This window comes from Undibacterium sp. 14-3-2 (assembly GCF_016595265.1).
Taxonomy (GTDB): domain Bacteria; phylum Pseudomonadota; class Gammaproteobacteria; order Burkholderiales; family Burkholderiaceae_D; genus Undibacterium; species Undibacterium aquatile.
This window is the reverse complement of the sequence record NZ_JAENGS010000002.1, coordinates 442,983-465,171: the sequence shown is the minus strand read 5'-3', so window position 1 is coordinate 465,171 and position 22,189 is coordinate 442,983. Positions and strand designations below refer to the sequence as shown.

General features: G+C 52.3%; 17 protein-coding genes. 11 read left to right on the top strand and 6 right to left on the bottom strand.

Annotation, left to right across the window (positions count from 1 at the left end; all coding sequences use genetic code 11):
* Window positions 1-251: 251 nt before the first annotated feature.
* The 3 genes from Undi14_RS06565 to Undi14_RS06555 all read right to left on the bottom strand — a co-directional run bounded on the left by Undi14_RS06565 (window position 252) and on the right by Undi14_RS06555 (window position 5,403).
* Window positions 252-1,292 carry a GMP reductase gene (locus tag Undi14_RS06565; RefSeq protein ID WP_200178796.1) on the bottom strand — a complete coding sequence of 347 codons (1,041 nt, stop codon included), beginning with the start codon at window positions 1,290-1,292 and terminating at the stop codon, window positions 252-254.
* Between the two features lie 276 nt (window positions 1,293-1,568).
* Complete coding sequence (locus Undi14_RS06560) at window positions 1,569-2,492, bottom strand: metallophosphoesterase (protein ID WP_200178794.1); 924 nt, start codon at window positions 2,490-2,492, stop codon at window positions 1,569-1,571.
* Between the two features lie 214 nt (window positions 2,493-2,706).
* Entirely contained in the window at window positions 2,707-5,403 is a 2,697-nt protein-coding gene (locus tag Undi14_RS06555) for a heavy metal translocating P-type ATPase (protein ID WP_200178792.1), read from the bottom strand.
* Between the two features lie 75 nt (window positions 5,404-5,478).
* Here Undi14_RS06555 and Undi14_RS06550 point away from each other — a divergent pair, with 75 nt between their 5' ends.
* From Undi14_RS06550 to Undi14_RS06515, 8 genes are all read left to right on the top strand, one after another.
* Window positions 5,479-5,907 (top strand): MerR family transcriptional regulator, encoded by a 429-nt coding sequence (locus Undi14_RS06550; protein ID WP_200178790.1) that lies wholly within the window; start codon window positions 5,479-5,481, stop codon window positions 5,905-5,907.
* Window positions 5,908-6,075: 168 nt separating this feature from the next.
* Window positions 6,076-6,573, top strand: coding sequence for a hypothetical protein (locus Undi14_RS06545; RefSeq protein WP_200178788.1), 498 nt, complete (start codon window positions 6,076-6,078; stop codon window positions 6,571-6,573).
* Between the two features lie 104 nt (window positions 6,574-6,677).
* Window positions 6,678-7,949: an efflux RND transporter periplasmic adaptor subunit gene (locus Undi14_RS06540; RefSeq protein ID WP_200178786.1), complete on the top strand. Its 1,272-nt coding sequence runs from the start codon at window positions 6,678-6,680 to the stop codon at window positions 7,947-7,949.
* Window positions 7,950-7,958: 9 nt separating this feature from the next.
* A complete protein-coding gene (locus Undi14_RS06535; protein ID WP_200178785.1) occupies window positions 7,959-8,669 on the top strand; it encodes an ABC transporter ATP-binding protein in 711 nt (236 codons plus the stop codon).
* Window positions 8,670-8,681: 12 nt separating this feature from the next.
* On the top strand, window positions 8,682-9,995 hold the full coding sequence (locus Undi14_RS06530; RefSeq protein ID WP_200178784.1) for an ABC transporter permease: 1,314 nt from the start codon (window positions 8,682-8,684) through the stop codon (window positions 9,993-9,995).
* 6 nt (window positions 9,996-10,001) lie between these two features.
* A complete protein-coding gene (locus Undi14_RS06525; protein WP_200178783.1) occupies window positions 10,002-11,249 on the top strand; it encodes an ABC transporter permease in 1,248 nt (415 codons plus the stop codon).
* 151 nt (window positions 11,250-11,400) lie between these two features.
* A complete protein-coding gene (locus tag Undi14_RS06520; RefSeq protein ID WP_200178782.1) occupies window positions 11,401-12,747 on the top strand; it encodes a sigma-54 dependent transcriptional regulator in 1,347 nt (448 codons plus the stop codon).
* 26 nt (window positions 12,748-12,773) lie between these two features.
* Window positions 12,774-14,147, top strand: a complete 1,374-nt coding sequence (locus Undi14_RS06515; protein WP_234030449.1) for a PAS domain-containing sensor histidine kinase — start codon at window positions 12,774-12,776, stop codon at window positions 14,145-14,147.
* A gap of 147 nt (window positions 14,148-14,294) precedes the next feature.
* Here Undi14_RS06515 and Undi14_RS06510 read toward each other — a convergent pair whose 3' ends face one another.
* Window positions 14,295-15,389: an alkene reductase gene (locus tag Undi14_RS06510; protein ID WP_200178779.1), complete on the bottom strand. Its 1,095-nt coding sequence runs from the start codon at window positions 15,387-15,389 to the stop codon at window positions 14,295-14,297.
* A 197-nt stretch (window positions 15,390-15,586) separates the two neighbouring features.
* Entirely contained in the window at window positions 15,587-16,198 is a 612-nt protein-coding gene (locus Undi14_RS06505; protein ID WP_200178777.1) for a TetR/AcrR family transcriptional regulator, read from the bottom strand.
* A gap of 200 nt (window positions 16,199-16,398) precedes the next feature.
* Here Undi14_RS06505 and Undi14_RS06500 point away from each other — a divergent pair, with 200 nt between their 5' ends.
* Entirely contained in the window at window positions 16,399-18,684 is a 2,286-nt protein-coding gene (locus Undi14_RS06500) for a bifunctional diguanylate cyclase/phosphodiesterase (protein ID WP_200178775.1), read from the top strand.
* A 144-nt stretch (window positions 18,685-18,828) separates the two neighbouring features.
* A complete protein-coding gene (locus tag Undi14_RS06495) occupies window positions 18,829-19,152 on the top strand; it encodes a hypothetical protein (RefSeq protein WP_186882985.1) in 324 nt (107 codons plus the stop codon).
* Here the strand turns inward: Undi14_RS06495 and Undi14_RS06490 are convergent.
* Window positions 19,131-21,446: a cation-translocating P-type ATPase gene (locus Undi14_RS06490; RefSeq protein ID WP_200178773.1), complete on the bottom strand. Its 2,316-nt coding sequence runs from the start codon at window positions 21,444-21,446 to the stop codon at window positions 19,131-19,133. The two genes, Undi14_RS06495 and Undi14_RS06490, sit on opposite strands and share 22 nt — an antisense overlap.
* Before the next feature lie 311 nt (window positions 21,447-21,757).
* Between Undi14_RS06490 and cadR the strand changes: the two genes are divergently transcribed.
* The gene (gene cadR, locus Undi14_RS06485) at window positions 21,758-22,189 is read left to right on the top strand and encodes a Cd(II)/Pb(II)-responsive transcriptional regulator (RefSeq protein WP_200178772.1); all 432 of its coding nucleotides are present in this window, start codon (window positions 21,758-21,760) and stop codon (window positions 22,187-22,189) included.

Sequence of the window (22,189 nt, the reverse complement as noted above, 5' to 3'; positions counted from 1 at the left end):
TTGTGATGACTTCTTTCAATGTCACTATTGTTTTGAAAAAAATCACAGCAGGAATTGTGCCAGCGGACATCTTTTAAAAATCAGGCTGTTTCCAGACTTGAATAGGATGTTTACCGGTAACCATCATCAGCGGACGCGGGTGTTATGCACTTGATTAGTGCTGAATTACTGCTGTTGTGCGCTATAAATCAGCGTGGATGACGCTTCTCTTGCCTTGCAGTGTTGCGTGGCAAGAGAAGGTGAGGCAGGTATCAGGATTTACCGAATACTTCGTTGAGTTGCTGAGTGACCCGGATAAAGGTGGTGCGTTTAGTCAGCTCTTTGAGTTTATGTGCGCCGACATAGGTGCAGGCAGAGCGCACGCCGCCAAGGATATCCTGCAGGCTGGCTTCTACCGGGCCACGGTAGGGAATCAATACTTCTTTTCCTTCCGACGCACGATATTTCGCAACGCCGCCCGCATACTTGTCCATCGCAGCGCGACTGCTCATGCCGTAAAAGCGTTTAAATTGTCGGCCGTCCCGCTCGACCAGATCACCGCTGCATTCATCGTGGCCGGCCAGCATGCCTCCGAGCATGATGAAATCGGCACCACCGCCGAATGCTTTTGCCAGATCACCGGGAACAACGCAGCCGCCATCGGCACAAATTTGCCCACCCAGACCATGTGCGGCATCGGCACATTCGATAATCGCCGATAGTTGCGGATAACCAACACCTGTCATTTTGCGGGTGGTGCAAACGGAGCCTGGGCCTATGCCCACTTTGACAATATCAGCGCCGGCAAGGATTAATTCTTCTGTGATATCACCCGTCACGACATTACCCGCCATGATGGTCAGATGAGGGTAAGTGGCGCGTACCTTTTTTACGAAATTAATGAAACCTTCGGTATAGCCATTCGCCACATCGATGCAGACGTATTCAATCGCATTTTTTGCGCGAGCCATGACAGCTGAAAATTTTTCAAAATCAGCTTGTGTAATGCCCATCGAAAAAAACGCGGTCGATTTTTTTTCCAGCGTCGAGAAATAGCTGACCAGTGTGTCTTCGTCGTAGTGCTTGTGCAAGGCGACGGATAACTGATGGCCTTCCAGTGCCCGCGCCATTTCTATGGTGCCGGTGGAATCCATGTTGGCAGCGATAATCGGAATACCGTTGTAGGTTTTGCCGGAATGGTGAAAGACGAATTCCCGGTTTAAATCAACCTGGGCGCGGGATGTAAGGGTAGAGCGCTTGGGACGGATCAACACGTCTTTAAAATCAAGTCTCAGTGTTTCTTCAATATGCATGACGACTCCGTAATGCGTCTGGCGGACGCGGGAAGGGACAACTTGTGCGATGAATCAGATAAAACGCACCAAGTCGTTGAGCCGTAGTTAAGTATAGTCCTAAAAAAATGCCGGTTCGGAATTGATTTTGAAATGAGGAATATCACCGCTGGCGTATACGCAGGATTACGGCAGAGCAGTAATCATTAAATTCGTTTGCAAGACTGAATAAAAATGCGGCTTAGCAGGCAGAATACCTCGCTAAGCCGCATTATTGTTGAGACTAAGTGTGAAATCTTAGTGGCAGCTTCCCTTGCCTTTATCGCTGAAGTTGCTCCCCTGAACTGGCAGAAATTCCCACTCATAGGATTTTTCCTGCAGCGTCAGTTTCAACACGCCATGCGTATTGTTGTCGCGGATTTCGGTTGCCGCTTTCGGTAGAAACATCGGTGTCAGTTTAGCGCCACCAGTACCAACGACGAAACTGCGGATACCATTTTTATCGTCCCTGTCGCCGTTGCCATCAAGTGGCGCAAAGCGTTCGTAATCGTGATCGTGCGACGTAAGTACGATGTCGGCTTTGGCCGCCGCCAGAATTTTCCAGATGCTGTGCATGTGCGGGTTGTTGCCGTGTCCTCCAGAGCTGTAGGCAGGGTGATGCCAGAACGCCAGTGTGCACGTTTGTTTGCTATGACTGAGTTCTTCTTTCAGCCAACTCACCTGCTTCTCCATCTGTGCAGGATCAAGATTACTGTTGAGCGAGAGTATCTGCCATGCACCTGCGTGCTTCGCATAATAGCCGCGCCGCTCTGGCCCGGCGATCTCACCGAAATAATTGTAATAGCCCAGTGCTTTCGGCATGCCATATTCATGATTGCCCGGCGATGGCAGCGTGCGCTCTTTAAAGCGTCCCCAGGTTGGTTCATAACAATCGCTGAACTCCTCCGGTTTGCCGATAGGATAAGTATTGTCGCCGAGTGTGATCACGATGGCATTACTGTCTTTTTCCAACGCACTGGCGATCATATCCGAGGTGCGTGCGGCGACTGATTCCGCAGCCGGCTTTTTCCTGCAATCGGCAATATCACCTGCCGCATAGACTGTGATATTCGCTGGTTTGGGGGTATTTTTTCTAGCGTTGAGTTTTACTGATGTTTCTGTTGCCGTCACAAACGGCGTCAGAGCGATAGCCGAAAGCAATAAGAGGTTAGGAAGTCGCATGAGATCGATATCGACGAGGGTGCCATGGGATATGGTAGAAAAACAGAGGCGCATTTTACCCGCTATGCTACTTGTCTGCCGATCATTTCAACGTGATTGCTGAAATGACCGTGGTTCAGAAATCAATCAGACCTGTCTCCAGCGTTAGCGCAGACTTCGCCATCACGCGGAACAATTACGTGAGAGGCATTCTTGTTTCAATACCGTGCCCTTCTCATAATTTGGTATAACGCAGCCGCAGGGCATTGCTGATGACAGAGACCGAACTGAGGCTCATCGCTGCGCTGGCAATCATCGGGCTTAACAGGATGCCGAACCAGGGGAATAGCACGCCGGCTGCAACTGGCACGCCGATAAAATTGTAGGCAAACGCAAAAAACAGATTCTGACGGATATTGCGCATGACATTCCGGCTCAGCGTGCGAGCCTTGGCAATGCCGCGCAGATCACCTTTGACCAGCACCACATGCGCACTGTGCATCGCGACGTCGGTGCCGGTACCCATAGCAATGCCGACATTCGCCTGTGCCAGTGCTGGCGCATCGTTGATGCCGTCACCGGCCATCGCAACCATGCATCCCTGTTGCTGTAATTGCTGAATGAAACGGAATTTGTCTTCCGGCAGCACATCTGCATGCACCTCGTTTAATCCCAATTGTGTTGCCACTGCCTGCGCTGTTTGTGCGTTGTCGCCAGTCAGTACAATCACGCGGATTCCTTGTTGCTGTAACTGCTGCACGGCTTGCAGGCTGCTGGCTTTGATGCTGTCGGCAACGCTGATCAACGCTGCTGCTTTCGCGTTGATTGCCATCATCATTACCGTGTGACCACGCTGCTGTAATTCATTGATGCGTGAGCTGAATTCCTGCAAGCTGATATGGTTTTCTTCCATTAGCGCAGGTTTGCCGAGCAATATCTGCTGTCCGTTGAACGTTGCCTGCACACCCTTGCCGCTGATGGCTTTAAAGTCGTTGATGCTGGCTGCGGTGATATTTTTTTTGCGGATGAAATCCACCACTGCCTGCGCCAGAGGATGTTCACTTTGCTGTTCTGTCGCCAGCGCGATTGCTGATAATTCCTCTTCATTTTCACCATCTGCCACGATGAATTCCTGTAGCGTTGGTTTGCCTTCGGTGAGAGTGCCTGTTTTATCGATGACGAGCGTATCGATTTTTTCCAGGCGCTCAAGTGCTTCGGCATCTTTGATCAGTATGCCTTCCACCGCGCCACGTCCGATACCGACGGTGACCGAAATTGGCGTTGCCAGCCCGAGCGCGCAAGGGCAGGCAATGATCAGCACGGATACGGCTGCCATCAAGCCATTCGCCAGTGCCGGGGCGGGGCCGAAGACGGCCCATAATATAAACGCCAGTATCGCCGCCGCGATGACTGCAGGCACAAACCAGCCGGCCACTTTATCTGCGAGTTTTTGTATCGGTGCGCGCGAACGGCCAGCCTGATTCACCATATCGATGATCTTCGCGATCAGCGTATCTCTGCCGATTTTTTCGGCCCGCAGGCTGAAGCTGCCTTGCTGATTGATGGTACCGGCGCTGAGTTTATCTCCGGCCTGTTTGCCAACCGGAATCGGTTCGCCGGTAATCATTGACTCATCAACATGTGAATGTCCATCGACCAGCAGCCCGTCGACCGGAATGTGGGCACCGGGTTTGACGCGCAGCAGATCGCCGACCTGAACTTTGTCGAGTGGGATTTCAGTTTCGTTGCCATCGGCGGCAATGCGTATGGCTGTTGCCGGAGTCAGTGCCAGCAAAGATTTGATGGCCTGATTTGTTTGCGAGCGAGCGCGTAACTCCAGCACCTGGCCCAGAATAACGAGACAGATAATGACGGCGGCGGCTTCAAAATACAGTGGTGCCATGCCATCCATCTTGAATGCATCTGGCAAGGCCTGCGGAAACAGCAGCGCAAACAGGCTGAACAGATACGCCGCCGCAGTGCCGACGCCGATCAGGCTGAACATATTCAGATTGCCGCTTTTGAACGAGGCGATCGCCCGTTCAAAAAATGGCCGCCCCAGCCATACGACAACAGGTGTTGCCAATGCAAACTGCAGCCAGTAGAAGATACGCATTCCCAGTAAATCATGGAAAGAAATACCGGGCAGCATGTCGCCCATCGTCAGCAGTAACAAGGGCAGGCTGAGGGCAACGCTGATTTTCAGGCGCCTGCTCATATCGAGAAGTTCGCTGTTATCTTCCTCGATAATGGCTTCTTTCGGTTCTAGTGCCATACCGCAGATAGGGCAGATACCAGGGCCGATTTGCTCAATTTCCGGGTCCATCGGACAGATGTAAATCGCATCTTTGGCAACCGGTTTTGCCGCAGGTGCCTGCTCCGGATTTAAATATGTCTGCGGATTTTTACTAAACTTCTGTTTGCACGAGTCGCAGCAGAAATAATAGGTTTGACCAGCGTGCACTAACTGATGCTGGCTATTCTCATTGACCGTCATTCCGCAGACCGGATCTTTATGCGCGCCTTGCGGAGCCGCGTGGCTGCCGCCGCAACAGGAATTGCCAGTCGTTGGTTTAACACGGCTGACCTCACGTACCACCGGGTCTGACGCCGCCGCAACATTTGCAGTAGTTACAGACGCAGATGTGGAAGCAGCAGATGCTGCCGGAACGCTGCCCATACCGATGACGCGTTTGGCTTTGACATAATTTTCAGGTGCAGCCGTGAATTTGCTCACGCATGACTGACTGCAGAAATAATAGGCGACGCCCTGGAAGCGCGCAGTTTTTTCAGTATTCTTCGCCACCTGCATGCCACATACGGGATCGGTATATTTTTTTTCTTCCGGCGCTGGTGCTGACGACGGTGACGACGCAGGCGTTGATGCAGATTGTCCGCAGCAATTGCCGCTATGTTGATGTTTGTCGGTCATGACTATTCTCCTTAATCGACTATCCGCTGTATCATAGACTCCGTACCTGAGAACAGAGTCAAGGACTTTTTATTTATGTCTGCTTCAGATCAATTCACCATAGGACAATTGGCCAAAGCCGCCAGCGTGGGCGTCGAGACTATACGCTACTACCAGCGCCGGGGCTTGCTGGCAGTACCCGATGTGAGCTCTGGATTTCGCACCTATCCTGTGGCGGATGCCGAGCGCATCCGCTTCATCAAACGGGCGCAGGAACTGGGATTTTCTCTGGAGGAAATTTCGCATTTGCTGATGCTGGAAGACAGTAACGATAAACCAGCGATACGGGATATTGCCAGTGAGCGCCTTGATCAGGTACGCGCCAAGCTGGCGGATTTGCAAAAAATGGAAACGATGCTGGCGCAACTGATTGATGCCTGTGCGTCGGCACCGCAGCAGGCTCAGTGCCCGATTATCAAGGCTTTGGGTCATTCCAGTCATTGCCATAAAACTTCAGGTACATAAGCAGCCTGAATGTCCACAAGGTGTCCGGTCACTTTATTTTATTGTCCGGACTATCACTTTTATTCAGGTCCGTTGAATTAAATCTGAATAAAATCAAGGGCTTAAAGTTTTCTGTTTTGTGGCACGCTTTCTGCAATACCTCTGGCAACACAGAGGAGGAAGGTGATCATGAGAGACGCAGCGAAAACAAATGTCAGGCCGCAACGCTGGCTCTGGTTGTGCCAGAGATCGACAGAGTTGGTGTGCGCGATCGCTTTGTTATTGTTGTCGCTGGTATTGCTGAGCCCCGATCAGCGAGAGAGTATCCGCCGCGTCGAATTTAAAGAGATCACCAGTCTGCATACCGCAGACGTTTGCCGTGGTTGCGGTGTGCAAGCCGAGTTGTCGTTGGATCACTTTCAATTTCAAATTCAATTTCAAATTCGTATACAGCCGTGGGCCGGACTGACCTTGGATTACCGCACCAGCGGACTCTGGTCATTCGGTCTGCTGGATTGGGTGAAGACACTGTCCGCGCTGCCGCTGCCGGACAAACAATGGACAGTCGCCGGACACTTCCCAGACACTCAGTATTTTTCCGCTTCATGCAGGCACTTGCCGCTACTGCAAACGGCCGACAACCGCCGCGCGATAGACCGTGAAATCTTCAGCAAGACAATAAGCTGATTCCTCGCTGAGGAGATGCGCGTCATTTACTTGATATTCACATTCGTTTTAACGTTGTTCATCCGTTGTTTGTTCACGTTTCACTCTTCAAAAATATACCGACTATGTCTATACGCGACACATCACAACAAGACACACCGATTGCTGCCTTACCGTTCTGGCGGCAGTCCAGATGGCTCTGGCGCATTCTTGCCGCGCTATTGCTGATCATTGTCGCTGTTTATGCATTATTGCTGTGGATGGGAAGCAGCCAGTCTGTATCGATGTCCAGATTGAGCATGGCGACGGTTGCCAAAGGAACGCTGGTGCGGGATGCGGCAGTGAATGGCAGGCTGGTGGCCGCCAACAGCCCCAGCCTGTATTCGAGCACCGCCAGCACCGTCAGTTTTCTGGTGAAAGCCGGAGATAAAGTAAAAAAGGGCGATGTCGTCGCTGAGCTGGATTCACCCGATCTGGTGTCAGAGTTGAAGCGTGAACAAGCCTTGCTTGAGCAATTGGAAGCGGAAATTGCCAGGCAAAAAATTCTGGCGCGTAAGCAAAAAATGCTGGCGGTCCGTGATGCCGAGCAAGCTGAAATTGAACGTGTATCAGCCGAACGCGCATACCAACGCATAGAAAAAGCTGGCGTCAGCGGCGTGGTGCAGAAAAACGAATTCTTACGTGTTCAGGATGCATTGAAAAGCGCCGAGATACGCGCCCGTCATGCTTTACAGGCCAGTTCTCTGGAAAGCGAAGATGTTGATCTGGGATTGAAATCGAAGTTGGCGCAACTGCAGCAACAACGTCTGCTCAAAGATAATTTGCAAAGACGAGTGGATGAGTTGCGTTTGCGCGCACCGGTAGATGGTGTCGTTGGCACACTGGCAGTAGCGAACCGTACGGTGGTTGCACCGAATACGGCACTGATGACACTGGTCGATTTATCGCAACTGGAAGTCGAGCTGGAAATTCCGGAAAGTTATGTCGCAGAGCTGGGATTGGGAATGGCGGTTGATCTGGAAATCAATGGCGTCAAGGCACGCGGTATTTTGTCAGCGATGTCGCCTGAAGTCGTCAGAAATCAAGTGCTGGCACGGGTGCGCTTTGATGGCAAGGTGCCCGCTGGATTGCGGCAGAGCCAGCGTGTCTCAGCGCGTATGCTGATCGAAGAAAAGCCGGATGTTTTGCTGGTGCAGCGTGGCCCCTTTGTTGAAAGCGATGGCGGTCATGTCGCTTACCTTCTGCGCGACGGCATCGCTGTGCGCACACCTATCGTCCTTGGCGCAACAAGTTTACATGCAGTTGAAATCAGAAGTGGCTTAAAAGCCGGAGACAAAATCATTATCTCTGGGACTGAACTGTTTGAAAAAAACGAACGGATCACCATCAATCAATAGGAGTTTGTGATGTTAAGAATGCAGAATTTAAATAAAGTCTACCGCACACATTTAATCGAAACCCATGCATTGCGCGGCTTTGAAATTCACGTCAGAGAAGGTGAATTCGTGACGGTGACAGGCCCGTCTGGTTCAGGTAAAACCACATTTCTGAATATCGCCGGTTTGCTTGAAGAACTGACTGATGGTGATTATTTTCTTGATGGCGTGAATGTCAAAGGACTGGATGACAACGCCCGCACGCGTTTGCGCAATGAAAAGCTGGGTTTTATTTTTCAGGGATTTAATCTGATTCCAGATTTGAATCTGTTTGATAACGTTGATGTTCCACTGCGTTATCGTGGCTTGCCTGCGAAAGAACGCAAGGAGCGGATTGAAGATGCGCTGGCTCAGGTTGGGCTGGCCGCACGCATGAAACATTATCCTGCTGAACTATCTGGCGGACAACAACAGCGGGTCGCGATTGCGCGCGCGCTGGCAGGCTCGCCCAAGTTGTTGCTGGCGGATGAACCGACCGGGAATCTCGATACCCAGATGGCGCGCAGCGTCATGGAATTGCTGGAAGAAATCAATGCACGAGGCACGACGATTTTAATGGTGACACATGATCCTGAACTGGCAATCCGCGCACAGCGCAACGTGCACATCATCGACGGACAAGTGGCGGATCTGGTGCGTCAGACACCATCGCTGGCGACGACGACAGCTCATTACGCCTGAACGGGAGCGCTTATGTTTTCTTACTATTCATGGCTGGGCTTTCGCAGCCTGCGCAGAAATCCATGGCTGACGGGACTGATGATATTGATTTTATCGGTCGGCGTGGCCGCAAGTGTGTCCACACTGACGATACTGCACATGATGTCCGCAGATCCTATACCTGAAAAGAGTACGAAACTTTTTATTCCTATTTTGGATAATGGCCCGGCCAATGACTATAAGCCTGGTGACCGCTATATCGACGAGCAGATGAGTTACCGCGATGTGCATGCCTTACTCAATAGCGCGATAGGAAAGTACCGTACCGGCTTGTATGGCATTTCTGCACTGATAGAAATGCCGCGTAAAGACCTGGGTGTGATAGAGGTGGAGGGCATGGCTGCGTCACGCGACTTTTTCCCTATGATGCAGGTGCCGATGTTATATGGCGAACGCTGGTCTGTCGCAGATGAAAAAAACGGGACCGATGTGGTTGTTCTGAGCCGCAAAACATCAGAAAAAATGTTTGGCAAAGAAAATCCGGTAGGTCGCATGGCAACGATGTGGGGACGCAGTTATCTGATCGCCGGGGTGATGGACACCTGGCGCCCGCTACCGCGGTTTTATCGCTTCAATGGACGTGGCGGCGCATTCATGAGCGAAGAGAGTTTTATCGTTCCATTTGAAAGCGCGATACGCAATCAGACACCGCATTCCGGCGGAATGAGCTGCACTGAACGAAGCGGCCCCGGCTGGCAGGCGCTGCTTGATTCCGAATGTACCTGGCTGACTTTCTGGGTTGAGATGAACAGCGCTTCAGAACGCGCACAGTTAGCGTCGTATCTGGATGCATACGTGAGCGAGCAGCAAAAAATGGGACGTTTTCAGCGGCGCGCTCCTAATCTTTTGTTTGATGTACATGGCTGGTTGCAGGAACTGAAGATCGTCGGAAATGACGAAAAAATGTCGGTCTGGCTGGCGTTGGGATTCCTGATGCTTTGTATGGTGAATACGATAGGTTTACTACTGGCAAAATTTTCCGGGCGGGCGGCAGAAATCGGTGTGCGCCGCGCACTGGGCGCTTCGCGTCGGCAGATTTTCTTTCAAGCCTTGGTCGAAACTGGCGTTGTCGGTATGGTCGGTGCGTTCAGCGGTATCTTGCTGTCGGTACTGTTTCTGAAGCTGATCAGTTTGCAGGCGGGCTATCTGAAAGCGGTTGCCCGCATGGATTGGGAAATGCTGTTGCTGACCGTTGTCATGTCGGTTGTCGCAGCGTTGTTGGCCGGCTTATTGCCGACCTGGCGCGCCTGCCAGATTACGCCTGCTATACAGTTGAAATCACAGTGAGGATGTATGACACAGCTATTTCCTTTTAAGCCGGTGTTACTGGCGATGTTGAAAAATAAAACGGGGCCTTTGCTGGTGGCTTTGCAAATTGCCCTGAGCCTGGCGATATTGTCGAACGCCGTCTATCTGGTGAATCAGCGACTCAGCAGCTCGGAGCGTTCCAGTGGCATCGGACACGAAGAGCAGGTGTTCAGCCTGTTTGTAAAAAATCAAAAATCCGGCGGGCATGAAGAGCAGCTTGCTGCACAAAAGAGACAAGAGCAGGTGATGAAATCGGTGCCGGGTCTGGTGAGTCTGGCGCGGGTGAATTCGATACCGATGTCGCAGTCTGGCTGGAACCGAAGCATTGCTGCAGATCGAAAACAAATATCGCCAACCGGCAACGCTGCGATTTATATTTCTGCCGGTTCGCTGGTGAGGGTCTGGGAGCTGCAATTGCTTGAGGGGCGCGATTTTACGCCCGAGGAGTTTCTGGAAATAGATCAGAGCACGGCACGGAATAGCCCTGATGTTGCGATCGTTAGTAAAGCCACGGCGCGTGCTTTGTTTCCCGATGCCAGCAGTTATGCCGGACGCGAGTTTTACTTTGGTACTGGGGACGGTGCGGAGTCGGTACGTATTGTTGGTGTCGTCGATACTTTGCAGACCGCCGGCGCGCAGGACGGAGTGCGTGGCGAGATGTCAGTAATGCAGCCAGCACGGATGACGAATGATGCTTATTCCGGATACACCCTGCGTGCCGCTGCCGGTAAGCGCGAGCAGGTGATGCAGGACGTGGAAAAAGCCTTGCGCGCGGCTTCTCCTGAGCCTTTAAACATCCGGATGCAGGCGCAGACAAGTATCCGGGAAGATCGCTACCGCAATGACAAAGGCTTGTCCTGGATGTTGCTGACGGTGTGCGGATTGCTGATCATGATTACGGCCAGCGGCATCGTCGGCATGTGTAGCCTGTGGGTGACACAACGTACCAAGCAAGTCGGCATACGCCGCGCGTTAGGGGCGACACGACTGCATATTCTGATGCATTTTCTGACTGAAAATCTGTTGATTTCCACGCTGGGTATTGTGTTGGGATGCGTGCTCGCGCTGGGCTTGAATCAATTGCTCGTGACGCAGTTTGATATGCGCAAATTGCCGCTGTCTTATTTGTTGTGGTCGCCGTTGTTGTTCTGTTTGCTGGGTATGGTGGCCGCGCTGGCACCTGCATGGCGGGCGGCCAGAATTGCTCCGGCAACTGCGACCCGCAGCGTCTGATGAAATGGTTTGCCGCAGGATGTCTGTTTATCTGATAATGCAGGCACCCTGTCTTTGGCCAATACCGACGATGCTTTTGCACCTGATCGCCAACAGCCTTGAATTGATTGGCCTGCAGCCCTGTGACCCAGAATGAAAAATTAATACGGACATGCCTAAAGTTTTAATCATTGACGATAATCCCGCTGTTGCTTTGGCACTCGAAGTGCTGTTGTCGCTGCATGATATTGAGAGTGTGACCGCGACTACACCGGACATCGGGCTGACGTTGTTATCGCAGCAGGTGATTGATCTGGTGATACAGGATATGAATTTCAGTGCGGATACGACTTCTGGTGAAGAGGGCATGGAATTGTTTCGTCAGATTCGCCAGCGTTGTCCTGATATGCCGGTGATTTTGCTGACTGCGTGGACACATCTGGACGCTGCCGTCGGTTTGATCAAAGCCGGGGCGGCAGATTACATGGGAAAACCCTGGAATGACCAGCGTCTGCTTACTGTGGTGCGTAACCTGATCGAATTAGGGCAGGCCAATCGTGCACTGCAACGCCGCCTGCAGCGCGAGCGTCAGCGTAAGCAAGCACTGGAAACACAATTTAATCTGTGTGGACTGGTGTGGCAGGATAGTGCGACTGAAAAAGTGTTGGAAATTGCATGCCAGGTTGCGCGTTCGGATGCGTCAGTCCTGATCACAGGCCCCAATGGCGCGGGCAAAGAACGTATCGCAGAAATTGTACAAAAAAATTCCAGCGTAAAAGAGGGACCTTTCATCGTCCTCAATTGCGGCGCGATTCCGGCCGAGCTGATCGAGGCTGAATTATTCGGCGCTGAGGCCGGTGCCTATACCGGCGCCGGAAAATCGCGCGAAGGTAAATTTGAAGCGGCCGATGGCGGCACCTTATTTTTGGATGAAATCGGCAATCTGCCATTGGCCGGGCAGGTGAAGCTGTTACGCGTGCTGGAGACCGGGCGTTTTCAGCGACTGGGATCAAACCGCGAAAAACAGGTGAAGGTGCGCATCATCAGCGCGACCAATGCCGATCTTCCGGCCATGATACGGGTTGGGCAGTTCCGCGAAGATTTGTATTACCGGCTGAATGTCATACAACTGAATTTGCCAGCGCTGGCAGAACGCCCGGAAGATATTTTGCCGCTGGCGCAGGCGTTTCTGGATAAGGACAAACAACTGGATGCAAACGCCAAAGCCACATTGCTGGCGCATACCTGGCCGGGTAACGTCCGCGAATTGAAAAACCTGATGCACAGGGCACAGTTGCTCGCGCGTGGTGAGCAGATCGGTGTCGGTGATCTTGGGTTGCCTGCAGCACCGGCTTTGCGTCTGAGCAGCGATGCGGAGCCGGATAAAGCAGCAGTCGAGTCGGCGTTGCTGCGGGCGCATGGCGTTATCGCGCAGGCCGCATCGGCATTGGGCCTGAGCCGCCAGTCACTGTACCGGCGCATGGACAGGTTTGGCATTGCCAGACCGGGTCAGGAATGAGCGTGCCGGCAAGCAGGCGCATTTCTTTGCTATGGCGATTCTGCCTGCTGGCAGGGGCGCTTATCTTGGGCAGTGTGCTCGGCAGTGTGTGGCTGATGCGCTTGCCGGGCGCTTATCGTGCGTGGGCGTTGGTGGCATTCACGTTGATGATGCTATTGCTGAGTGCATGGCTGATGTATCGCCAACTGGCACCCATGCTGGCCTTATTCCGCGCCGTGAACGGTACCGTCATCGGTTATCAGGATGGTGATTATTCTTTTAGTCTGCACTGGCCATACAAGGATGAGCTGGCCGAACTGGCTGAGGTACACAATGCACTCGGCAATACGTTGCGTGAACAGCGACTGAATCTGGTACAGCGCGAGCTCTTGCTCGATACCATGGTGCAAAACACACCGGTGGCAATGTTACTGGTCGCCGATAATAAAACCATCGTGTTCGCGAATATCGCGGCCCGCCAGCTTCTGCATCATGGGCGTCAACTCGAAGGTTTCAGCTTGCAGGACATTTTGCAAGGCCTGTCACCGGCAGTAAAGGAAGCGATAGAAAAAGGTGGCGACGGATTGTTCACTGTTGCTGCGGGCAGCCAAAGGCAAGCCGCCGTTGCTGACATCTGTGTCGAGACGGCGCAGATCCAGCCTGAGGAGGATGATGACGGTGACGAGGTTTATCATCTGGCGCGGCGCAGTTTCAGCCTGAACGGGAAATTGCACACCTTATTTTTATTGCGGCATCTGACAACCGAGCTGCGCAGGCAGGAAGTGCAGACCTGGAAGAAGGTGATACGTGTCATCAGCCACGAGCTGAATAATTCACTGGCACCACTGACCTCGCTGGCGCATTCCGGTCAGGAACTACTCAGGCGCGGAGATGCCACACGTCTGCCGCAAATTCTGGAAACAATCGCGGATCGCAGTCGTCATCTTGAAACTTTTATTCACGGTTACGCACGTTTTGCCAAATTGCCTGCTCCTCTTTACACCACAGTAAGCTGGCACGATTTGCTGACCGCTTTACAAGCGCAGATACCGTTTCAACTCGCGGTGTCAGAACATGACACGGTGTTGCAGAAAGAGGCGCGGATGGATCGCGCGCAAATGGAACAGGCCTTACTGAATTTACTCAAAAATGCGCATGAATCCGGTGCCAGTGAGGATGGCGTCAGCTTGCAGGTGCGGGCAATTCATGATGGCTGGCGTCTGGACATAACCGATAATGGTAGCGGGATGAGCGATACCGTGATGGCGAACGCGCTGGTACCTTTTTATTCGACGAAACGACACGGTACCGGACTTGGGTTGGCGCTGACCAGAGAAATTATTGAAGCGCACGGCGGACGTATTTTGCTGAGCAACCGTCAGGAAGGCGGCCTGCAAGTGACACTGATCTTACCCGCGTGAAGAGTGGCTTGATATCGTAAGCATCTGATATAAAAAGCGGAGTAAAGAGACAAAAAAAAGGCAGACGAAGGTCTGCCTTTTTTGATGAGTCACTGAAGCCCTCGGTCACCATCCGGATACGATGGCAACTGATCTGGTATAGCAATATTACAAAGTCGGATAATCGGTATAACCTTTTTCTTCGCCACCGTAGAATGTGCTGCGGTCTGGTGTGTTCAATTCTGCGCCAGCAGCAAAGCGTTCAACCAGATCCGGGTTAGCGATATAAGGACGGCCAAATGCCACCGCATCTGCCAGACCGCTGTTGATCAGTGCTTCTGCTTCCGCTGCACTGTAGCCGCCGCAACAAATCAGCGTTCCCGGGAAAGCTGCGCGTAATTCTTCGCGGAAGCTTTGTGTCAGTTCGGCGCCACCGACCCAGTCTGGCTCTGCAATATGCAGATAAGCAATACCACGGGCGGTAAATGCTTTCGCTAAATACAGTGCCGTTGCTTCCGCTTCGGTATCCGCAATCCCATGTGCCACAAAATTTGGTGAGATACGAACACCGACACGATCCGCACCCATTTCAGCGATGGCCGCATCGACTGCTTCCAGTGTCAGGCGAGCGCGGTTTTCCAGGCTGCCGCCGTAAGCATCGGTACGCAGATTGCTATTGGTGGACATGAACTGTTGCAGCAAATAGCCGTTTGCCGCATGCACTTCGACCAGGTCAAAGCCCGCGCGTTTGGCGCGTATGCTGGCTTGACGATACTGATCGACGATGCCGGGAATTTCTTCGGTGCTCAATGCGCGTGGTTCTGCTGTCGGTACATTCGCAGGAGTGCCATCCGGCTGGACAACGAAACACTGGCTGTTGGCGGCTTGCAGTGCTGACGCTGATACTGGCGCTGCGCCGTTTTCCTGCAACAGATTATGCGAGATGCGGCCAACATGCCACAGTTGCAGGGAAATTTTTCCATTCTTCGCATGTACTGCATCGACGACATTTTTCCAACCGGCTTCCTGCGCATCGGTATAAATTCCCGGTGTCCATGCATAGCCCTGACCCTGGCGTGAAATCTGGCTCGCTTCGGTCACGATCAGTCCGGCACTGGCGCGCTGCGCATAGTATTCGACGTTGAGTGCGCGTGGCACGTCACCGGGTTGGCCTGCACGCGAACGAGTCAGCGGCGCCATGACGACGCGATTTTTCAGTAAGGCGCTACCTGCCTGTACGGGGGAGAGCAATTTTTCCAGCATACGATTTCCTTTTAAGATTAGACCGGTCGTCTAGTTGTTGCTTCAAAAAAATGGGCAAATGCCCACGTTAAGAATCTAATAATCAGGACTTACTCAATTTGCCCCAGCAAGGCACGGCAACGAAGGCAGTAGAATAGTGCAGCCATGAGCCATAACGCCGCTGGGGCAGTTTTGCGTAAGTTCTACTAATGTCTGCATTACCTTGTTGCTGGCAGCAGAAGTTCAGTTTGTTTCATTGCCTGTGTCAGCGGTTGTAACTCGTGATGCACTTTCGCCAGTAATGAAGCACCCACCCACATGCTATACAAGGATGTGGCAGACTCCTCTGCATTGAGTGCAGCAGAGACACTGCCTTCTGCCTGCGCCAGCCGTATCGTGTCGGCAATCTGCGCGCAGATGCCGCGCATGCCGACCGACAGCACAGCACGCATCGGTTCCGATAAATCGGATACCTCTGCCGCCAGCTTGACTGCGAGACAAAATTTATGACATCCGCCATTTTCTGCGGTTTCTTGCCAACTGGCGAAATACCTCAGCAAGCGCTCACGTGCTGAATGACTCTGATCAGAGAACTGCGATGTCAGCCGCTGCTGATAGTCGGTGAAGTAGCGTTCCAGCATCGCAACGCCAAAACCTTCTTTCGATTGAAAATAATGATAGAACGAGCCTTTCGGTACGGCCGCAACTGCCAGAATTTCACTTAATCCCAAAGCGCTGAAACCCCGACCCAGTATCAATTGCTCGCCAGTCGCCAGAATGCGCTCGCGGGTATCTTGATAGGTATGTGGACGTTCTTCATATTTTTGCATGGAATGGATTCTAATAGACCAGTCGTCTAATGTCAATTAAGTGGAAAGCGCAAGGCGACAGCAAGGTCAATGTGTTTCTTTTGTGAAATAATTGTAACAGTTGCTGTTGAGTAAGTTTGGATTATGAGAAAATCACTGTTTGCGCTTGAAAATTTATTTTCATTTTTCTTGATTTATCCTTACTTTCCAGATTGTTGACGATGATGTTTCGCTGGCTGTTCCCAAATGAGAATGCTCTCACGCCCGCTGAAAACGCCGCCTGGAAACTGAGCGCATTACGCATCATTCTGGTTTCGGGCTTTTTGCTCGAAATCTGGATAGCCGTACACACTTCCGCGTCCGCTTTCGCCAGCGGTAACTACAAAGTCATTTGGGCGGTCGGTCTGTTGTATGTGATCAAGTCAGTTGCCATTTATTATTCCACCCGTTCCGTCAGAGCCAGTGCAGGTTTGCTGATTCTGAATATTTACGGCGTCACCCTGGCGGTTGTCACTCTCATTCAGGATCATCAGATCGCCGCGCTCGGTTATATTCTGGTCTATGCCGCGCCCCTGATTGCCCGATTATTTCTGGGACTGAGGCTGGCTTTGTGGCTGATGTTCTTTAATATTTTCCCGTTTTTATTTCTGATTTCCCGGCCTGATCAATACGGCTGGCTCGATCTGCAGGTTTCTCTGTCAAGTGTGCAGACAGATGTACATGCATTAATTTTTCTGTTTTTCAATTTTTGCCTGCCTCTCGCCGTGTTCCGGGTGTTGCATGAGCTTGATTCGACGCTGACCCAGTTCACCCGCGCCAGCAAGGCGCTGAAGTTAAGTCATGCGCAATATCAGGAAATTTTCGAAAATGCGGGAACCGCATTGATACTGACAGATCCTGCCGGACAAATATTACAAGCGAACAATCAGGCAAACACCTTACTTGGCCGGCACTTGCACGGCGAGCAATCTCGCGATCTGTTCAGTTGGTTGTTGATGGAAAATAGTGTTCGCTTGCAAGACAAATACGGTCAGGATACAGATGAACTGCGCCTGTCCGCGTACCAGACCCGCGACGGGAAAATGGTTGTGATGAACAATATTTCGCAGACTTCAACCGGCGAATTTATTGTTGCGCTGAGCGATGTTTCATCTTTTTACGCAATGCACAATGCACTGCAACTCAGTATTGAACGTGAAGATTACCTGAGTAGTCATGATTTGCTGACCAATCTTCCTAACCGGGACATGTTGCGCCAGCATCTGACTTCTGTGCTGGCGAATCAGGACGGGATTCATGTGACGGCACTGGTATCGTTCCGGCTCAACAGCATACGTCACGCCAACCAGCAATTTGGCGCACCTGCCGGCGATACCTTATTGCGGCGCTTTGCGGACGAACTAGGTGCTGTTCTGCCGGAAAACAGTTTTTGCACACGGTTGCGGAGCATCGTATTTTCGTTTGTACTCGAACGCTTCCAGACGCCGGGCGATGTGGTGCTGTTTGTTGAGCAGATCCGCGAAAAAATGCCGAAGGAAATCGAGATTAATGGCGAAATGCTGCAGGTGCAGTTCTCTGCCGGAATTGCTCTGCTGCGCAACGGCGAAAGCGAGCCGGACGATCTGATCCGCCGCAGTGAAATGGCGCTAGATGCCGCCCGGAAATCGAGTGACCAGAGCACCAGCTTGTTTGATGACGCTGAAGCCCAGGAAATCCGGCGGAATATTGAAATTGAGGTCGGTATTATCAGTGGCCTCAAACACAACGAATTTCATTTGATGTATCAGCCCAAGATTTGCCATCAAGGCAAGCTCGCAGGCGTTGAGGCGCTGTTGCGCTGGGATTCAGCGAGCCTGGGCAGAGTCTCTCCGGCAGAGTTTATTCCGGTGGCCGAACATTCGGGTCTGATACACCATATCAGCGATTTTGTCCTCGACGCGGTGTGCGCACAAATCCGCTTATGGCTGGATACCCATGGCGAAAGCCCGGTGGTCGCGCTGAACCTGTCAGTGATTGATCTTGCCCGTACCGATCTGATTGAACTGATTGAAGAGCGTTGCCAGCACTACCGGATCGAAACCCGTTATCTGGAGTTGGAAATCACAGAAACAGGTCTGATCGCGAACGAGGCAATATCGATTCAGCATTTGAATGCACTCAAAAAGCGTGGCTTCAGTATTGCGATTGATGATTTCGGCACGGGTTATTCCTCATTGTCCAAGCTCAGTCATTTCCCTGCACATACGGTCAAAATTGATCGCTCATTTGTCGCCCAGATAGGCTACAACCCCAAGAGTGAAATGATCATCAAAGCGATCATTTCACTGGCAGAGATTTTGTCCTGTAAAACAGTCGCGGAAGGTGTAGAAAACGAAGACCAGGAAAGTTTCCTGAAGCAGGTCGGCTGTGATTTCTTTCAGGGATATTATTTCTACCATCCGCTGAACCGGCGCGATATGAGTGATTTGCTGGTCAGTAATCTACCGTTGTTGCAACAGGCAAGTTAGTCGTCACTCGTCATGCAAATACCATGTCGTCAATGGTTTTTGCGGCAAACTGTCGTGCGGGGCGGACTGCCGGAGGGAAAAGCGTAGCCGCGCTATCCGGCTTCAGATAGAATCAAATGAAGACTACCCTGATGGAGACTGCATATGTATCTGGATCACCCAAAAATTTCTGCAACGAACAGCGAAACCGAACCAGACCGGATCGAGCGTCTGAGCCGTGTCTACGGCTATGCGATGGGGCTGGCGGACATCGACCGTAATACTGCCTGCATTACCAAGCTGGCAAAAATCCATGACCACAAAGGAACCCTGATGGTGATCTGGCACGAAACGCCAACGCCGACAGAGAAAAATTACTTTATGCGTGCCTGGCAAAGCCGCATCGGTGACGAATCCGATCAGGTTGAGCACGCATTGATACTCAATGAGCCAGTCGGCGAGACAGCTCAGACATCTTTACCTGCATAACGGGATAGCCGCACACCATTGAGCACCACCAGCAGGCTGGTGCCGGTGTCGGCAAAGACCGCCATCCATAAACTCGCATGTCCGCTCAGCGCGAGTGCAAAAAATATCAGTTTGACTGCCAGTGCAAAGCCGATGTTTTGCCATAAAACCTGACTGGTTTTGTGCGAAATACGGATGAATTCCGGCAATTTGCGTAAATCATTCTGCATTAAAGCGACGTCTGCGGTTTCTAATGCGGTGTCGCTGCCGGCGGCCATCGCAAATCCTATATGCGCCGTGGCGATGGCCGGTGCGTCGTTAATACCGTCGCCAGTCATGCCAGTGACGCCTTGTGCACGCAGAGTTCTGATCACATCGAGTTTATCTTCCGGCAGCAACTGGCTGCGTACATCGCTGATGCCGGTTTGTGCCGCAATTGCCTGTGCGGTCGCGGCATTGTCTCCGGTCAGCATCAGGGTGGTAACGCCAAGTGCGTGTAACTCGGCAATCGCCGCCTGACTGCTTGCCCGAACCTGATCTGAGATTGCAATCAATCCGAGCAATTGCTGTTGGCGGCACAGAAAAATCACGGTATTTCCCTGTTGTTCGAGCGCCTGCACTTGCGCATCCAGATTTTGCCAGCCAACGCCAGGTGCAACGATGCTCAGTGCCTCAAGCATCGCGCGGTTGCCGAGGTAGCAGCGCTGGCCATCGATTTCGCCGCTGACACCGCGGCCACGCTGTACTTCGTATAACTGGGCATTCGTGACGCCGGATAATGCTTCGTTGCAGGCAGCGGTGAGCGCCATTGCCAGCGGATGGCTGGAACCTGCATCCAGACTGGCGGCGAGCCGCAGAATTTCTTTCTCATCCAGATCACTGACACTGCGTATCAGATTGACGCCAGGTTTTCCTTCCGTGAGCGTGCCGGTCTTGTCGAAGGCCAGTGATTTCAGCAGTTTGCCTTGCTCCAGAAACAGCCCGCCTTTGACGACGATACCGTGGCGCGCAGCCAGCGCCAGGCCACTGACGACAGTGACGGGAGTTGAGATCACCAGCGCACAAGGGCAGGCAATCACCAGCAGCACCAACGCCCGATACAAGCTTTCATGCCAGTCTTGTTGTAGAAACAGCGGCGGCAGGATCGCTGTCAGCAAGGCCAGCACAAACACCACTGGTGTGTAGATGGCGGCAAAGCGATCAACGAAACTTTGCGTCGGCGCGCGCTGGCTTTGTGCTTCCTGTACCGAATGGGCAATGCGTGCCAGCATGCTCGCGTTCGCCGGAGCCGAAACGCGTATCTGCAAAGTGCCGGATTGATTCAGCGTGCCGGCATAAACGACGTCGCCTTGCTGTTTGTCGACCGGCATGCTTTCGCCGGTGATGGCTGCCTGATTGACGCTCGATTGTCCGGATTCAATGATCCCATCCAGCGCAATTCTGTCACCCGGACGACACTGCACCAATGCGCCGATGGCGATGTCACGGGTACTGACTGCCAGCCAGCTGCCATCGGCCTGCTGCACCTGTGCCGTTTCTGGCGCTTGTTCCAGCAAACTGCTGATCGCATTGCGGGCATGAATCAGGCTGGCTGCTTCTATCATTTCTGCGACGGCGAACAGAAAAATCACCATCGCTGCTTCCGGCCACTGACCGATGGCGATTGCACCGGCCACAGCCGCCGTCATCAGCAGATGAATGTTGAGGGTGAAATGGCGCAGCGCGATCCAGCCTTTTTTCAGGGTAGGGATGCCGCAGATCAGTATCGCAAACAGTGCCAGTACGCCTATCATTACAGAGTTTTCTTTGCCGCTGATCCAGGCGATGACTTCGGCACTGAAAGCGGCGATTCCGCCCAGCGCCATTTTCCAGTATTGGCTGCGTGACGGTTTTTCAGTCAGCGCCGCATGTGATTGCCCGACATCCAGCTGCGTGCCGGACATGCCGACGGCTTTCAGTTTGCTGTGAATATCGGCAATATTTTGCTGGCGGTGATGGACGGTCAGAATCCGGTTCAGTAAATCAAAATCCAGTCGCAATACATCAGGCAAGCCTGACAGCGAACGACGGATCAGCGCTTCTTCGGTCGGGCAATCCATCTGTGCGATATGCAAACGCAGACGTTGCGCATCCTCCGGCAGATCTGGCTGAGGTTCTTGTGCTGCTACTGATTCCGCCGCTGCTGTACATTTTTCATGCCCATGCCCGCACTCACTTTGCTTGCCTTCATGGGCGTGCGCGTGTGCATGCGGCTCTGGCTGAGCGGATTTTTCCGGTGTGTGGTCGTGGCCACAACAAGCAATTTTCTCTGCCATATCACATCCTGATGTTTTCATTTATGTTTAGTGTAGACTCTGGAGTGGCTACGGGGTCAAGAATTTTTTTGAGGATATTTTTCCGCACTTGTTCCGATAGGGATATTGCCCGGAAAACATGGTGGCAGCGACTTAAAAGCAGCATCAGAAAAGACGTCAATACAGGCAAATATTCATATACTCCCCCCTGTTTTTAGAAAAATCGCCTTATTCTCAGCAGAAACAAAGGGGCTTTTTATATACCCGGGGGAGTATTAATTAATCATGAATACATCTTCATCAATCCATCATCATTCAGCGTGAGTGAAAAAATGCGTATCAGTGAACTGGCGAGAGCGACGGGAGTGGATCTGGAAACCATCCGGTATTACGAAAAACAAGGCTTGTTACCGGCGCCAGAGCGAGAGGAAAACGGTTACCGCAGCTACACCGGCGAGCATCTGGAGCGGCTGTCGTTTATCCGTCATTGCCGGGCGCTGGATATTCCGCTGGCCGATGTGCGCAGGCTGGTGGCCTTCATCGCAAGTCCGGCGGAAGATTGTGGCGATATTAATCTGCTCATCGATCAGCAGATTACACGCCTCAAAGCCAGGTTGAAAAGCATGCGGGCGCTGGAGAAGCAACTCAGTCAGTTACGTGCGCGTTGTGACGACCGACATCATGGAAAAGAGTGCGGTATCTTGCACGAGCTGGTGGCAGCAGCGCATGGCGAAGCGTGTGCCTGCCATGCGGAGAATCAATAA